The 15571-nt window shown below is 66.2% G+C and carries 15 protein-coding genes; 7 read left to right on the top strand and 8 right to left on the bottom strand.

What is annotated here, in order from left to right:
* The first annotated feature begins 91 nt into the window (after positions 1-91).
* Entirely contained in the window at positions 92-1891 is a 1800-nt protein-coding gene (gene stpK7 / locus AB0876_RS19615) for a serine/threonine protein kinase StpK7 (RefSeq protein WP_491841763.1), read from the top strand.
* A 13-nt stretch (positions 1892-1904) separates the two neighbouring features.
* Here the strand turns inward: stpK7 and AB0876_RS19610 are convergent, their stop codons facing one another.
* Both AB0876_RS19610 and AB0876_RS19605 read right to left on the bottom strand, forming a co-directional pair.
* Positions 1905-2585, bottom strand: coding sequence for a sensor domain-containing protein (locus AB0876_RS19610; protein ID WP_491841762.1), 681 nt, complete (start codon positions 2583-2585; stop codon positions 1905-1907).
* 176 nt (positions 2586-2761) lie between these two features.
* Positions 2762-2896: a hypothetical protein gene (locus AB0876_RS19605; RefSeq protein ID WP_526042706.1), complete on the bottom strand. Its 135-nt coding sequence runs from the start codon at positions 2894-2896 to the stop codon at positions 2762-2764.
* Between the two features lie 481 nt (positions 2897-3377).
* Here AB0876_RS19605 and AB0876_RS19600 point away from each other — a divergent pair, with 481 nt between their 5' ends.
* The 4 genes from AB0876_RS19600 to AB0876_RS19585 all read left to right on the top strand — a co-directional run bounded on the left by AB0876_RS19600 (position 3378) and on the right by AB0876_RS19585 (position 8236).
* Positions 3378-4511 (top strand): glycosyltransferase, encoded by a 1134-nt coding sequence (locus tag AB0876_RS19600; protein WP_526042705.1) that lies wholly within the window; start codon positions 3378-3380, stop codon positions 4509-4511.
* 38 nt (positions 4512-4549) lie between these two features.
* Positions 4550-5527: an AGE family epimerase/isomerase gene (locus tag AB0876_RS19595; protein ID WP_491841846.1), complete on the top strand. Its 978-nt coding sequence runs from the start codon at positions 4550-4552 to the stop codon at positions 5525-5527.
* The gene (locus AB0876_RS19590) at positions 5524-7002 is read left to right on the top strand and encodes a glycoside hydrolase family 130 protein (RefSeq protein WP_526042704.1); all 1479 of its coding nucleotides are present in this window, start codon (positions 5524-5526) and stop codon (positions 7000-7002) included. The genes AB0876_RS19595 and AB0876_RS19590 overlap by 4 nt, the downstream gene beginning before the upstream one ends.
* Positions 7003-7132: 130 nt before the next feature.
* Positions 7133-8236, top strand: coding sequence for a fatty acid desaturase family protein (locus tag AB0876_RS19585; RefSeq protein WP_491841845.1), 1104 nt, complete (start codon positions 7133-7135; stop codon positions 8234-8236).
* A 199-nt stretch (positions 8237-8435) separates the two neighbouring features.
* Here the strand turns inward: AB0876_RS19585 and AB0876_RS19580 are convergent, their stop codons facing one another.
* Positions 8436-9110 carry a glycoside hydrolase family 25 domain-containing protein gene (locus AB0876_RS19580; RefSeq protein WP_491841844.1) on the bottom strand — a complete coding sequence of 225 codons (675 nt, stop codon included), beginning with the start codon at positions 9108-9110 and terminating at the stop codon, positions 8436-8438.
* Positions 9111-9215: 105 nt separating this feature from the next.
* Entirely contained in the window at positions 9216-9881 is a 666-nt protein-coding gene (locus AB0876_RS19575; protein ID WP_526042703.1) for a sensor domain-containing protein, read from the bottom strand.
* Positions 9882-10332: 451 nt separating this feature from the next.
* Here AB0876_RS19575 and AB0876_RS19570 point away from each other — a divergent pair, with 451 nt between their 5' ends.
* Together AB0876_RS19570 and AB0876_RS19565 are read left to right on the top strand one after the other, a co-directional pair.
* Positions 10333-10545 carry a hypothetical protein gene (locus AB0876_RS19570; RefSeq protein ID WP_526042702.1) on the top strand — a complete coding sequence of 71 codons (213 nt, stop codon included), beginning with the start codon at positions 10333-10335 and terminating at the stop codon, positions 10543-10545.
* Between the two features lie 78 nt (positions 10546-10623).
* Positions 10624-11976 carry a cytochrome P450 gene (locus AB0876_RS19565; protein WP_526042701.1) on the top strand — a complete coding sequence of 451 codons (1353 nt, stop codon included), beginning with the start codon at positions 10624-10626 and terminating at the stop codon, positions 11974-11976.
* Positions 11977-11980: 4 nt separating this feature from the next.
* Here the strand turns inward: AB0876_RS19565 and AB0876_RS19560 are convergent, their stop codons facing one another.
* From AB0876_RS19560 to AB0876_RS19545, 4 genes are read right to left on the bottom strand one after another with little or no spacing between them, the layout of a single operon-like run.
* Complete coding sequence (locus tag AB0876_RS19560) at positions 11981-12604, bottom strand: Rv0361 family membrane protein (protein WP_526042700.1); 624 nt, start codon at positions 12602-12604, stop codon at positions 11981-11983.
* Complete coding sequence (locus AB0876_RS19555; protein ID WP_526042699.1) at positions 12604-13332, bottom strand: hypothetical protein; 729 nt, start codon at positions 13330-13332, stop codon at positions 12604-12606. The genes AB0876_RS19560 and AB0876_RS19555 overlap by 1 nt, the downstream gene beginning before the upstream one ends.
* A complete protein-coding gene (locus tag AB0876_RS19550; RefSeq protein WP_526042698.1) occupies positions 13329-14240 on the bottom strand; it encodes a hypothetical protein in 912 nt (303 codons plus the stop codon). Before AB0876_RS19550 ends, AB0876_RS19555 begins: the two co-directional genes overlap by 4 nt.
* 47 nt (positions 14241-14287) lie before the next feature.
* Entirely contained in the window at positions 14288-15460 is a 1173-nt protein-coding gene (locus AB0876_RS19545) for an FAD-binding domain (RefSeq protein WP_526042697.1), read from the bottom strand.
* Positions 15461-15571: the final 111 nt, after the last annotated feature.

The raw sequence follows: 15571 nt of genomic DNA, 5'->3' as shown, positions 1-15571 counted from the left end.
GATGTGATCTAGTGCGACGTATGCGGCAAACGTGATGTAACTTCGATCGACATGCCGACGCCGAATTGGCCGGTCCGGAGGAGTTGAACGGGTGGATTCGACCCCATTCGGGCACTATCAGCTGCAGAAGCTGATCGGTCGGGGCGGAATGGGCGAGGTTTACCGGGCCTACGATTCCGACACCGACCGCATCGTCGCGCTCAAGGTTCTGCCGCCGCACCTGGCGCAGGATTCGACGTTCCAGGAACGATTCCGCCGCGAGTCGCACGCCGCGGCAGGCGTGAGCAATCCGCATGTGGTGCCCATCCACGGTTACGGCGAGATCGACGGTCGGCTCTATCTGGACATGCGGCTGATCGAGGGCCGCAACCTCGGCGCCATGCTGACCAAGACGGGCAAGCCACTGGACCCGGCCTTCGTGGTCGGCATGGTCGAGCAGGTGGCCGAGGCGCTGGACGGCGCCCACGCGGCCGGGCTGATCCATCGGGACGTCAAACCGTCGAACATCCTGATCGCCGACAACGACTTCGTGTACCTGATCGATTTCGGGCTGGCCCGCACCGCGGGTGATTCGGGCATGACCACCGCGGGCAGCACGCTGGGCACGCTGGCCTACATGGCGCCGGAGCGGTTCGACGGCGGGAAGGTCGATCTGCGTTCGGACGTCTACGCATTGGCGTGCGTGCTCTACGAATGCCTCACCGGGGAACGGCCCTATCCCTCTGACAGCCTCGAGCAGCAGATCGCCGGGCACATGGTGTCCCCGGCGCCGCGGGCGTCGGAGAAGGATCCGCGCCTGGCGGCCTTCGACGAGGTGATCGCCAAGGGCATGGCCAAGAAGCCGTCCAAGCGTTATCAGAGTGCCGGGGCGCTGGCGGCAGCGGCGAGGGCCGCGCTGCAGGTACCGGTGCGCACCACCGGGCGGTCGGGTCGCCATTCGGCGCAACGGGTTCCGACCCGGGTGCGGGTGTCGAAGAAGGTGGCCGCGATCGCCGGTGCGACGGTTCTGGTGGCTGCACTGTGCGCGGTGGGGGTGTGGCAGCTGCGCGATGACGGTTCGGATCGTGTCGCCAACACGGTCGGAGCAGCCGGATCCGGTCCGGTGCAGGCGCCGACGGGTGCGGTCGACGAGATCGCGAAGACCGTGCCGTCCGGCATCCGTGACTCCGGCCGATTGGTGGTCGGGGTGAACGTGCCCTATGCGCCCAACGAGTTCAAGAATTCGAGCGGCGAGATCGTCGGGTTCGACATCGATCTGATGAAGGCGGTGACCCGCACGATGGGGCTGGTACCCGACTTCCGCGAGACGGGTTTCGAGGGGATCCTGCCGTCGGTGCAGGACGGCAACTTCAACGTCGGCATGTCATCCATGACCGACACCGCCGAGCGCGAGAATCAGGCCGACTTCGTCACCTACTTCGAGGCGGGCACGCTGTGGGCGCGACGGCCCGGCTCATCGGCGGACCCTGGTTCGCCGTGCGGACTGCGAGTTGGCGTGGCATACAGCACGATTCAGGACACTCAGGAGATCCCGGCCAAATCCGATGCCTGTGTGGCGGCCGGGCTGCCTGCCATCGAGAAGGTGGTCCGCACCCATCAGGACGAGGTGACTGCCGCGCTGATCGCCGGTGAGGCGGACGCCATGACCGCCGATTCCCCCGTCACGGGGTTCGCGATCAAGCTGAGCGGCGGCGCGTTGGAGCCCGCCGGCGAGGTGTTCGACTCGGCGCCCTACGGCTGGCCGGTGGCCAAGGGTTCGGGTCTGGCCGAATCGTTGCGGCTGGCGCTGGAGCACGTGATGGACACCGGCGAGTACCGCACGATCGCCACGATGTGGGGTGTGGAGATGGGGATGATCAACCAGCCGGTGATCAACGGGGCGGCCCCTTAGGCGTTTCCCGTCTTCAGACTGCGTTGCGCCCGGCGATGGCCTTCGCCAGCTGCACCACCTGGTTGTCGGTGAGGTTGGTTCCGGTGATCCGCACGTCGACCACGAGGTTGTTCACGGCCAGGATCGCGCGCCGACTGCCCTGCTGCGGGCTCGACGGTGACTGTTCGTTGGTGACGTCGATGTCGTCGACGACGCTCGGGTTTCCGAGCACGTAAGTGCTGGGCCGACGGTTGTCGTCGTAGCTGATCTTGAGGCTGTCCCCGGCGCACTGTCGCCAGGTGTCCACGGTGCGGGTGACGAGTGTCCTTGCCGCCGTGGGGGTATCGAAGGCGGTGACGGCCTGGTCGACCTCGAGGTCGTCGCCCTCGTCGGCGAACAGGGACTCACGGAACTGCTGGAATCCGCTGTCGCGGTACACCTCGTCCATGGCGTTGCCGATGACGGCCAGGCACACCGGGCGCGACGCGTGTTCGTCGGCGTCGAGCCGGGCGGGCTGACGCAGCGCCGTCTTGGGGTGCAGGTCCGAGGTGGCCAGGATGGTGTTGAGTTCCGATTCGCTGGCCAGCATGCTGCCCAGGACGTCGACGTGTGAGCCGTCGTCGTCTTCGGCCGGCTTGGTGCCGCACCCGGTGAGTGCAGAACCGGCCAGCGCAATGGCCGCAATGGCCGGTACCGCCGCCCGCTTCACGTCCATCTGACCCCCCTTGATCGTGTTTGCTGATCGTAAACGCTCAGAGGGGTCCGGCGCAGCGCGCCAGGGTTGCTGCAGCATCTGTAGACACACCGGTCTCAGCAGCACCACAGGAGCCGGGGATATGCGGTTCCGAAACGTGGTACAGCCCGTGACGCCACCTATCGGATCGAAACGGCTTAGCGTTTCTTGGGATGCAGAACGTCATCCGTGGACGACGCATCACCGGCTTTGGCGCGCTTTACGGCGCGTTTTTCTTTGAGGGATTTGCCGGATTTCTTGGTCAGGCTCTGCCGCGGCGATTTGTCGGCCATGTCGGCCCCTTTGATTTGGGGGCCTGTGTCGGTCCCGGTGCCCCGAACCATACGCGTGCGGCCGGTTGCGCGGGCGCCGACGCAGGTCGGCGCAATTGACAATGCCTGTGGTGCAGCGTTAACTGATGTTCTGGCCCGGATCCCGCCACTAGGCACAATCGATCCATGCGCTAGCAGAAAGCAATCAGTTTTCTTGCGGTATCGCGAAATTCGGTTCAGTTCATACATGTCGGTCTTGACGTGCTCGGAGTAGCCCGAGAGGTCGGCCGCGAGCCGAAGCGAGGGCAGTCATTACGCACATCACCGAGCCGAGGGTAATCGGCAACCACGCGGATATGGGACCGTCAAAGCTGAAAGGTGTTGACGACTCAGAAGTTTCAATAGCGGCCTTGGCTGCCATGGCGGTGGTTCACGCCCAAATCATCTCGGGTTCGTCTTGAGCGCTCCGTCGGTTCTGCACTTGCCGACCGACCCTACGGCTGTGCCTGCCCGTTTCGAATCTCTGAGAGTCGGGATACTCAGCACGTATCCGCCGACCCCCTGCGGTTTGGCGACGTTCAGTGCATCGCTCGCGGGCGGTTTGTCCGCGACCGGTGCGGAAGTGGGTGTCGTCAGGGTCTCCGATGGTCCGCCATCTGGCGCCGGTCGGGTGGTCGGAGAGCTGGTCAACGGATCCGCGGGATCGCTCGCGGCCAGTTCGGATCTGCTCAATCAGAACGACATTGCCGTCATCCAGCACGAGTACGGCATCTACGGGGGATTGGACGGTGACGAGGTTGTCGACATCATCGGTGACCTCGACATCCCGTCGATCGTCGTCGTGCACACCGTCCTCAAAGATCCGACGCCCCACCAGCGTTCACTACTCGAGGTGGTGGCGGCGCTGGCGGACCGGGTCGTCGTGATGTCTGAGTCGGCCCACCGGCGGTTGTGTCTCGGCTACCACGTCGACCGGCACAAAGTCACCACGATCCCGCACGGTGCGGTGGTCCCGGCACCCGTGCAGACCAAGCGCGGCGGCAGGCCCACCCTCTTGACCTGGGGGTTGCTCGGACCAGGAAAGGGTATCGAGCGGGTCATCGACTCGATGGGCGACCTGCATCGGCTCAACGGCCGACCTCGGTACCTGGTAGCCGGCCGGACGCACCCAAAGGTGCTCGCCGCCGATGGCGAGGAATACCGCGAGTTCTGTATCGAGAAGGCACGGTTGAGTGGCCTGTCCGACTCGGTGCACTTCGACTCCGGCTACCTCGACGCGTCGTCGCTGAGTGCTCAGCTCCGGGCCGCGGCCGTGGTGGTGCTGCCCTACGACTCGACCGAGCAGGTCACCTCCGGGGTGTTGGTCGACGCGGTCGCACATGGGCGGCCCGTTGTCGCCACCGCCTTTCCGCATGCCGTCGAGCTGCTCGGGAGTGGGGCAGGCATCGCGGTCGAGCATGGGAATCCGGAGGCGCTCACATCCGCCTTGCGCAGCGTGCTCACCCAACCGCGCCTCGCCGGCGCGATGGCCGCCGAGGCGCGTCGGCTGGCGCCCACGATGTCGTGGTCCGTCGTCGCCAATGCGTACCAGTCGGCGGCACGCCAGATCCTGGCCGATCGGTCGAAACGCCGGTGACCGAACTGCCGATCCCCCGGTTCGACCACCTGCTGCGGATGACAGACGGCAGCGGAACCTTCGAACATGCCCGATTGGCTGAACCGAGATCTGAAAATGGTTACTGCACAGACGATATGGCGCGTGTACTGGTCGTCGCCACCCGCGCACCCGGCCCTGACCGGGACCTGAATCGTCTGGCCGGGGTGGCGATGCGCTTCCTCAACGAGGCGCAGACCCTCACCGGCGCTTGCCGCAACCGGATGGACAGTACCGGTGCGTGGGTCGACGAACCGGCGTTGGAAGACTCGTGGGGGCGCTGCCTATGGGGCCTGGGAACCGCCGCTGCGCACAGTGATGTCGGCATGGTCCGCAACATGGCTGTCAATCAATTCAGGCGAGCCGCGCAGCAGAGGTCGATTTGGCCTCGGGCGATGGCGTTCGCCGTGCTGGGAGCGGCTGAGCTGCTCTCCGCCCACCCCGGGCACAGGGTCGCCCTCGCCCTGATCGCCGACTATGTCGCAGGTCTCCCTGCGCCCACCGGTAACCCGGACTGGCCGTGGCCCGAACCGAGACTCACCTACGCCAATGCGGTTCTCGCCGAGGCTATGATTGCCGCGGGTGTCGCGATCGACGACTCGGCGGTGTCCAACCGGGGCCTGGACCTGCTGGCGTGGTTGGTCGAGCGGGAAACGGCCGACGATCACCTGTCGGTCACGCCTGCCGGCGGTTGGGGCATCGATGACCCGCGGCCGGGGTTCGACCAGCAACCGATCGAGGTAGCCACGCTGGCAGACGCCTGTGCTCGCGCTGCGGCGGTCGATCCGAGTGCGATCTGGCCGGAAACCGTGCGGGCCGCTGCCGCCTGGTTCCAGGGTGCCAACGATGTCGGCGAGCTGATGTGGGATCCCGAGACCGGTGGCGGATTCGACGGGTTGCACGTCGACGGGGTGAACCGCAACCAGGGTGCCGAGTCGACACTGGCGGCTCTCTCGACTTTTCTGCAGGCGCAACGCTTTTCCCATGCCACCTCATGACATCGACCCGGCAGGTAGCCCTCACGCGCAGTCCGCAGTGGTTGAGAGCTGACCATTCGCGCGTGATCACGCAGCTGTTCGTGCCGGGCCAGGAGGGTTTCGAACACCAGGAATCCCGGGCGGGCAAGGTTCTCACGCGGATCCTGGATCTGGACGAGACTCAGGTGCAGGCGGCGCTGGACGACGTCCTTCTCAGATACGGTGATCGCCACCGCGGACTCACCGACACATTTCGGCGCCACGCCGCCGAACTGGCCGACCGGCTCGCTTCCGGATCGAAGCTGTCCGAGCCTCGCATGTTGTTGCTTGGCGCGGTGTTCACCAACGAGTACGCGATCGAGGGTGCTGCACTGTGCAACCCCAGCATCGTCGCGCATCCGGATCAGTCCGGAACCGCCACGGGCAGTGTGCGATTCGTGATGAGTGTGCGGGGGATCGGCGAGGGGCACCGGTCGTCGATCGGCTTCCGGACCGGCACTGTCGATGCTGCCGGCCGCGCCGTGGTCGACGACCCGGTACCGTTCGCCTCCGTCGGTGCTACCGTGCCGACGCTGCACGAAGCGGATGTGTTCCGCAGCGAATTGGCATGGCTGCACGGTGGCGGCGAGGCGTCCGACTATGTGCTCGATGCGCTCGGGGACCGGTTTACCCGCGCCGACCTGGATGAGCGGCTCGAGCAGTTACAGCGACATCGCAGCACGCGCCGGCATGCACCGGCGACGATCGCGTCGATCCGCGCTATCGCGGACCGCGCATACGGGGTCGAGTTCTCAGCCGATACCGCGCTTTCCCAACGTGTGCTGTGGCCCGCTACGAGCGCCGAGGCCGCCGGGATGGAGGATGCGCGTTTCGTGCGTTTCGTCGACGACGACGGTGCGGTCACGTTCTACGCGACCTACACGGCGTACAGCGGCTCGCAGATCAGCCAACAGCTTCTCGCGACCCCCGATTTCCGGTCGTTCACCTCGGTGCCGATGGTCGGACGGGCCGCCGCGAACAAGGGACTTGCCCTGTTCCCGCGCCGGATCCGTGGACGATTCGCGGCCATGTCGCGATCCGACCGGGAAACGAACACGATCGCCTACTCGGACCACCCGGCGGTATGGACGAGCTCGTCGCCGTGCCAGCAGCCGACGCAACCTTGGGAAGCGCTTCAGCTGGGAAACTGCGGTCCACCCATCGAGACCGAGGATGGATGGCTGGTGCTCACTCACGGCGTCGGCCCGATGCGCACCTACCGGATCGGGGCCATCCTCCTCGACCTGGACGATCCGACCCGGATTCTCGGTCGGCTCGCCGAGCCCCTGCTGAGCGCGGCGGACGACGAACGTGACGGCTACGTTCCCAATGTCGTGTACTCCTGCGGCGCGTTCGTGCACGCCGGCACCTTGGTACTGCCGTTCGGGGTCGGTGACGCCGCAATCCGCATCGCCACCGTTCCCCTGCCTGAACTGCTGGGCGCATTACGCCCGTAGCGAAGCATGGGCACCGGTCATCGATGCCCGACCTGGTGTGGTGGCAGGGATCCCTGTCACCACCTAGGCTGAAAGCACTTTCACCCAGGTGGCCCGGACCATGCCGCCGTACACAGACGGACCGGGAATTCTGACAATCAGAGATATCGCGGCATACGCGATGTTGAGCGGCGCGGACATCGACGCGATCGGTGCCGAGCTCGACACCATCCGCAGCGACATCGAGGAGTCGCTGGGGGCGAGGGACGCCGCCTACATTCGGCGCACCATCGTGTTCCAGCGGGCGCTCGAGGTGGCCGCACGGCTGTTGATCGCAGGAACCCGGTCGAAGTCGGGCCTGCTGGCCGGCACAGCCGCGCTGGCCTATGCGAAATCCGTCGAGAACATGGAAATCGGGCACAACGTCGGCCATGGCCAGTGGGACTGGATGAACGATCCCGAGATCCACTCCGCCACCTGGGAGTGGGACATGGTGGGCCCGTCGGCGCAGTGGCGCTACTCGCACAACTACCACCATCACGTGTTCAGCAACGTGCTGGGCGTGGACGACGACCTCGGCTTCGGCATCCTGCGGATGAGCCGCGACCAGCAATGGGAACCTCAGCACCTCGTCCAGCCGCTGCGAAACATTTTGCTGGCCATGATCTTTGAGTGGGGAATCGCCCTGCACGACTTCTACTCCGCCAGGGACCGGGCGGACACCGAAGACGGTAAGAACTCCGCCCGGCAGCTGCTGCGCGCCAAGATCGGCCGCCAACTCACCAAGGACTTCATCGTCCTGCCGGTGTTGAGCGGGCGGCGGTGGAAGCGAACTCTTGTCGCGAATCTGGGCGCGAATGTGCTGCGCAACCTGTGGGCCTACGTGGTGATCTTCTGCGGGCATTTCCCCGACGGCGCGGAGCGGTTCGGCCCGGAGACGCTGCAGGAGGAGACCCGCGGCGAGTGGTACCTGCGACAGATGCTGGGCGCGGCGAACTTCAAAGCCGGCCCGGTGCTGGCCTTTTCAAGTGGAAACCTGTGCTACCAGATCGAGCATCACCTGTTCCCGGATCTGCCCAGCAACCGTCTGGCAGAGGTGAGTGTGCACGTGCGCGACGTGTGCGACAAGTACAACCTGCCCTACACCAGCGGGTCTCTGACCCGGCAGTATCTGCAGACTCTGCGGACGATCTTCAAACTCGCATTGCCCAATGCAGGGTGGCGATCGCTGTTCCGAGCTGCGCCACCCGTCTGACCGGGATCCCGAAAAGGAACTTCACTTCTGCAGCCCCTGTGCCGTTGGTGGTCGAACAGGGAGAAGCTGTCGATCATCGGGTGGCGCGCCCTGTACCCCCAGTACACGCCCCTACTGCGGCCGTGTCAACGCGATTGAATGTCGAATCGTAATCGATTGTGGTGCAGTGCATTTCCGAGCTGAGGTGGCTCCGCTCCGGTCAGGTCAGGTCGATGCCTCCCTGCGATGGGGTCGCGACACCGCAGGCCGCGGAGAACTGCACCGGAGTGAGCCCGTCGGACGAGTTCATGTCGCAGTGACCAAACGGCGGTGCGCCCTGAGGTAATCCGAACCCGAACCCGCTGCCGTCGGTGTACTGGTGGGCGACCTTGCCGGGGTAATCGGGGTTGCTGCCGTACGCGGCAATGACGAGCCGGATCCCGCTGGGCTTGGTGCGCCACATGCTGTTGAGGTCGCCGACGTTCCCATAGCCGATGATGCGGGCGCGGTCGCCGGTGTAATCAGCGAGGTTCCCGTACAGCAGGTTGATCCAATCCGAGCCGTCGCCGTACGGGTTGCCGCCCTGTTCGACGTCGAGCATGAGCGCGATGCGCGGGTGCAGGCCTCCGTTGGCGTCGATCATCGCGCGCACGGTGGTGGCATTGGCCAACCAGTTGGGGCGGCAGTAGGTGTAGACGATGCCGAACACCAGCCGCCCGGAATCCAGCGCGCCGCGCATCCAGGCGTAGTTGGCCGCGAAATTGTGGTCGCGGTACGTGCCGTCGCTGACCCGGATCGACAGCACCTGATACGGGTAACTGTCATCGACGGGGTGTTGCCACTCGGAGACGTCGGCGAAGAGGGTGTCCGTGATGACGGCGGCGGTCTGTACCAGCCGCGGGACTCGGCCGGACTTGCGCCGCTTCCCCCGCGGGACTCTTTGGTTCACAGCACCACTGGGCATGGTCGTACTCCTGTGACCAGGGTAGGCCGGGCGGGGTCAGAGTGCGTTGCGGCCGGCGATGATCTTGGCCAGCTGCACGGTCTGCTGGTCGGTGATGTCGTTACCGCTGATCCGCAGGTCGACGACGAGGTTGTCGACGGCCAGGATCGCCCGGTGGGTGATGCGGTCGGTGATGTCCACGGGTTCGTCGTGCGTGATGTCGACACCGTCGAGCACGCTCGGGACGGCCATCCGGCGGGCGTCGTGTGATTTGCCGCCGTCATAGCTGAAGGTCAGGATGTCGTTGCCGCAGCGGCGCCAGATGTCGACGGTCCGGGCCACCACGGCCTTGGCGTCCTTGGGGGTGTCGAACTTGGCGATGGCCTGGTCGACCTCCACGTCGTCGGCGTCGTCGGCCAGTTGGGTTTCGCGGAACTCGCGGTAACCGCTGGGGCCGTAGATCCACTCCATCGCGTTGCCGACGACGACCATGCACTCCGGGCGGGAGACGGGCTCGTAGTTGGCGTTCGTCATCGGGGAACGCAGCGCGGTCTTGGGCCGGACCTCGGCGTTCATCACGGTGTTGATCTCGGATTCACTGGCCATCATGCTGCCGAGCACGTCGACGTGAGTGCCGTCGGAATCGGGGGCCGTGGGGGTGCAGGCGCTGAGCAGTGCAGCGCACAGCACCAGGCCGGCCGCCGCGTTGCGATGAGCGCTCATCGGGTCCCCCTTGGATCTGTTTGCTGATCCTAAACGTGATCGCGGGGTGCGCCAGACGGTAATTGGTGACCAGTGGGTGAACTGCGTCGTTCGACTGCGAGGGCCGGCCGGTCCAGTTCCTCTGCCACCGTTTTCCACCCCACGGCTGCTCGCCTACCCGGTCAACGACCCGTGGGTGGAAACCGGTGAGCTGCTCTGTCGGACCCGCGCGCCCGTTTCTACGCCCGGGTCGTGACGGCCGAGGTGTCACGACCCGGGTGTGGAAAACGGCGCAGCCGGCAGCCCAACCCGCAGCCACGTCCGCTCGTTCCCCCGATCGGGGGACATGGGATTCGTCCGGTGGATGGGCCGGTCGGTCGATACAGCCGCGCGCGGCAGCGGCGCATTCTTATTTCAACGCCGGAACACCCCGGGAGAAACACCAAAAGCCTTATCCGACAAAGGAGTCGACATGAGCACTATTACCCGCCGCATCGCCGCAGGATTCACCCTGGCCGCCGCTCCCGCGCTGATCGCCCTGGGCGCCGCCACTGCTCATGCCGATTCCGCCACCCTGAACGCCGGGCCGTCGGTCAGCGCGCATCAGGCCTTCCCGCACCAGCACAACATGCCCCAGCCGGGCTCCTCGACCCACCATCACCACCAGCGCAACCACGCCAAGTAGGCCAGGGGGAGGCAAGGCCCGGACGCAAGCCGGCGTCCGGGCCTTTGGCATGCGGCCCCAGGCTCGTATGGTGGGGTTATGGGCGGTTCCGCGTCACTACCGCCGGGGCCACCGTTGCCCCGGGTGGTACAGGCCGCGTTGATGATGCACTACTGGCCGCGTTTCGTCTCGGCCTGCCGACGCCGCTACGGCGACGTGTTCACGTTGCGGGTCGCGGCGATGGGCACGATGGTCTATCTGGCCGACCCGGCCGACATCAAGGTGGTGTTCGCCGGAGACCCCACGATTTTCCATGCCGGGGAAGCGAATTCGGTGCTCAGCGCGTTGCTCGGCGACAGCTCGGTGCTGGTGATCGACGAGGACGAACACCACGAACGCCGTCGGCAGATGCTGCCGCCGTTTCACCGCGACGCCGTAGCCCGCCAGACCGAGGTCATGGCCGAGATCGCCGCGGAAAACATCGCAGGTTGGCCGGTGGGAACCGCCTTCCCGGCGGCACCGAAGATGGCCGAGATCACCCTGGAGGTGATCCTGCGAACGGTGATCGGGGCGTCGGATCCCGCTCGGCTGGCGGCGTTGCGTGAGGTGATGCCGCGGCTGCTCACGGTGGGTCCGTGGGAGTTGATGGCGGTCGCCCGGCCGGCCCTGATGCAGCGACGCCCGTGGCGGGCGCTGCGGCGAAATATCGAAGAGGCCAACCGGCTGTTGGGTGCGGAGATCGCCGAGCGGCGCGCCGATCCTGAGCTGGCGTCCCGCACCGATGTGCTGGCCATGCTGGTGCGTTCCACCGATGAGCGTGGGCACACCATGACTGACCGCGAGCTGCGCGATCAGCTGATGACGTTGCTGGTAGCCGGGCATGAGACGACGGCGACGGCGTTGTCGTGGGCGCTGGAACGGCTGACCCGTCATCCTGCGGTGTTGGACAAGGCGGTGCAGGCCGCGCGTACCGGCGACGACGAATACCTCGATGCCGTGGCCAAGGAAATCCTGCGGATCCGGCCGGTGGTGTTCGACGTTGGGCGCGTGCTGAAACAGCCGGTGGAGGTGGCCGGTCACCGCCTGCCGGCCGGGGTGATGGTGGCCCCGGGTATCGGCCTGGTGCACGAACGCGACGACGTGTATCCCGACGCCGACAAATTCGACCCGGACCGGATGCTCGGCGCGACACTGGGGCCCACCACGTGGTTCCCGTTCGGCGGCGGCAACCGTCGTTGCCTGGGCGCGACGTTCGCGACGGTCGAGCTACGGGTGGTGCTACGCGAAATCCTGCGCCGGGTGGACCTTTTCACGACCACCGCGGCCGACGAAGGGCAGCGCGTCAAACACGTCACGCTGGTCCCGAACCGTGGGGCGCGGATCTGTGTGCGGGCGCTGAGGGAGGTGACGTCCGCCGGCGCTGCTCACACGTCGCTGGCGGGGGAGGTTTAGTCCACTATTCGCCGCAGACTTTCCAAGCCCCGCCCTCTTTTTGGAAGTCCAGTTGGCGGGTTGTGCCGGTTTTGTCGAACGTGAGCGTCGCGGCGGCACTATCACCGTTGACCGTCACATCGGTCACGGTGAAACCGCGTTCCTGCGGCTGCTCGTCTGGCGCCGAATGCGAGTCGGCATCGTCGGTGTCCTGCAGACTGTGTGCCCGGTCGGCGCACATCAGCGCGGCCGCAGCGGACATGTCGTCGCGGTTGATCGCGTCGGCAAACGAGTAGGTGGCGTTGGTGATCAGTTCCTTGTCGGACTTGTGGAACACGAAAAACGCGGTGAGCCCGGCTGCGATGAGGACCACGGCCACAACAGGAACGCCGATCAGCAACCACTTGCGCGACTTCTTCGCGGGGGGAGCGCCCATCGGGTAGTAGGCCAGCTGCGGTGCCCCGGGAGGACCGTATGGTCCGGGGGTGCCGAACTGACCTGGGGGACCGTACGGACCGGGGCCGCCGAACGGACCAGGGCCCCCGAACTGACCAGGGCCCCCGAACGGTCCAGGCCCGCCGAACTGCCCGGGAGGACCATACGGACCAGGCGGGCCGCCGAAGATCGGCGGCTGCGGAGGCTGGGACATCATTCCACCTCGAATCGGACGAGTAGGAGAGCGTCGAGTTGCTCTGCGAACTCACCTGGCGGGTCAGGATCGTCGTAGCGGTATACCTGGACGCCCATGCCGGGCGGCACATCTGGGGACAGACACAAGCGCAGGCCGCTGTAAGTCCGAGTGACCATCAGCAACCGGTCAGCCGCCGGCCCCTCATCCCACTCTGGGACGTCGTCGGGGTCGCCGTCGGACACCGCCTCCGCCAGGGTTGGCATCGCGCCCACGGCCATCAAGCCAAAGGACTGCCCGTCGGGCACGGTGAACGAGCCATGGACTGTGCGATAGAAATCGACCAGCGCGGCCGGCGCCGCCGACCACAGCTCCGGATACCGCGCGACCGCCTTCGCCGTCGGCGGCTCGCCGACCCATACGGCCACGGTGCGCTGGGTCTGCTCATACCCCACGTCGGCGAAACGGAAGACAAACTCGACGACATAGACGAGCACTGGTCGGTCATCGCGCTGGCCCACCCATGCGTCGACCAGGAACTCTTGCAGCACCCCCCAAAATCGCGGGACCAATGTGCGCGCGCCGTCGGTCCACAGCGACAGCGCCGCCACCGCACGCACGCTCGGATCGGCTGCGTCGAACACCGGTAGCCACGACGCAGGGACCATCTCCCGCTGATCGGGTCCTAGTCGGGACACGGCCGAGCCGCGGCGGAACTGTTCGTCGATCTCGTCGTCGCTGACGCTCATATCGGGATACCCAGACTATCGAGGATCTGCTTGGTGATTTCGGTCAGCTCGGTGACTGTCTCGAGTTCCAGCTCTTGCTGCTTGTCGATCCAATCTGGATCTGCTCCGGTCACCACAGCGGCCTCGCCGGCCTGCTTGGACCGGTTGGCCTTCCGTGACAGCCACTGCATGTTCAGCGGCGAATGCGCCACTTGATACATGTACTGCGGAGGGAGCTTGATGAATCCCGGAATGTAGAACAGCCGGGCCAGCGGCACGATGTGGTCGGGCTCGACCTTCGGGGTGCCGTTGCCGTTGGTGCCGATCATCACGCCGCTGCCGGACGGGTAGGCGGGATCCGGTGACCCTGCCTCTGGCCAGCCCTCACCCTGCAACGGGATGTCGCCCAGCCCCTCCTGATCTGGCGAGGTGTTGCGCAACACGTCGTATAGCTCCCGGCCCGGCTCCCAGACCGCGGTCTTCGCGTTGCCGCGGATATTCGGCAGCACGGGCGGCTTCTGCTGGCCCAGCCGATCCTGCGCCTGCTTCATCTTCTGCACAGTCGTCGCAAGAGGTACGCGGGTCTTTCCGCCGGCGGCGAGGCGTGAGGTGGCTGCGGCGCAAGAGGCGAGATTCGCGTTCGCCGCGTCCTTCTCGGCATTGAGTCGGGCTGCCTCTTCGTCATATGCATTGGCTTCGGCCTGCTGTCGCGGCACGATGAAATGGTGCGGTATGGCGTTGTGGCTGTCGATCTTGGCCTCGACGGCCTGGCTGGCCGACACCTGGATGGGGCAGGAGTCGGCGAGGGGGTCTGCGTGCGCGCTCGCCGCACCGCCACTCGCGATGAGGACCGCCGCGGCCAGAGCTGCTCCGCCGCGCCGGGCCCACCACGACGGGCCCTTCCTGTTGTTGTGTGACTGGCTACGCACGGCACCGACCCTCCCCCCGGTGAAACTAGTGGTAGCAACCCTACTGCTCACATGATTGGGTAGTCGGGCAAATCGAGGTCGTCGCGCACACTGCCGGCGAACAGCCCCGCTATCGGGCGTCCCAGGTTCATCGCGCGCAGCGCGACATCGCGGAACCACAACCCGAACCGGGTCCTGGTGGCGAAGAAACCGAGCATCCGTTCGGCTCCGGCCTGCTTGCCCTCGATGAACGGCCGCAACAGCGACTCGTAGCTCGCGAAGGCGCGGCGGTGATCGTCTCCGGCACGGGCGAGTTCCCCGGCCAGGGCGTACGCCTCGGTGATCGCCAGCCCAGTGCCCTCGCCGCCGAGCAGCGAGATGCAGCCCGCGGCATCGCCGATCAGCAACACCCGGTCGTCGGACCAACGGTCCATCTTGATCTGGCTGACCACGTCGAAGTAGAGATCGTCAACCTTGTCCACCGCGGCCAGAATCTGTCGCGATTCCCATCCGGCATCGTCGAACTGGTTGTGTAACTGCTCTTTTGGTGTCATACCGCGGTCGTCGTGCTGGTCGCGGAACACGAACAGGAACATGGTGCGGTCCCCGCGCAGGGTGAACTGCCCGATCTGGCGCCCCGGAACGCTGTACGTGAGATAGGTATCCGAAGTCCCGCCGCCGTAGCCGTCGACCACACAGGCGGCCACCTTGCAGCCCAGGTAGTGCTCGAACCGGTCCTCGGGTCCGAACACCAGGCGGCGCACGTTGGAGTGCAGCCCGTCGGCGCCGATGACGAGGTCGAAATCGTCGGCCGGGTTCTTGTCGAAGGCCACCCGCACCCCGTCGGGGCGCTGGTCGATGCCGGTGATGCTGTCGTCGAACACCGTCGGAACGGAGCCCTCGACCGTGCGGTAGATGGCGGCGGCCAGGTCGCCGCGGGGCAGGCTGGTGTAGTCGTTGCCGACCATACGGCGGAATACATCGACGCGGAGTTCGGCACGGGTCGCGCCGTCGGGTCCGAGCGAGCGCACCGACTCCACGTCATAGCCCGCGTCGCGGATGGCGGATTCGATGCCCATCTTTCGGGTGACCCGGTAGCCGATGCCCCAGAAGTCGATCATGTAGCCGCCGGTGCGAAACGCCGGCGCCCGTTCGATCAGCGTCGGGTTGTGGCCGGTGCGATGCAACCAGTGCGCGAGCGCCGCCCCGGCGACCCCGGCACCACTGATGGCTATCCGCATGATGATTCGAGGCTACTCGTGGGGCGACACGCTGAGCCGTGCCGTTGACGAGGCCGGCGCGAACGCAGACCAGGTCAACCAGCACCCCGATGTCCAGCCGAGCGTCAGACT

The sequence above is a fragment of the Mycobacterium sp. NPDC049093 genome (assembly GCF_040704635.1).
Taxonomy (GTDB): domain Bacteria; phylum Actinomycetota; class Actinomycetes; order Mycobacteriales; family Mycobacteriaceae; genus Mycobacterium.
The sequence above is the reverse complement of the archived record's forward strand: the minus strand, read 5'-3'. Positions and strand labels throughout refer to the sequence as shown.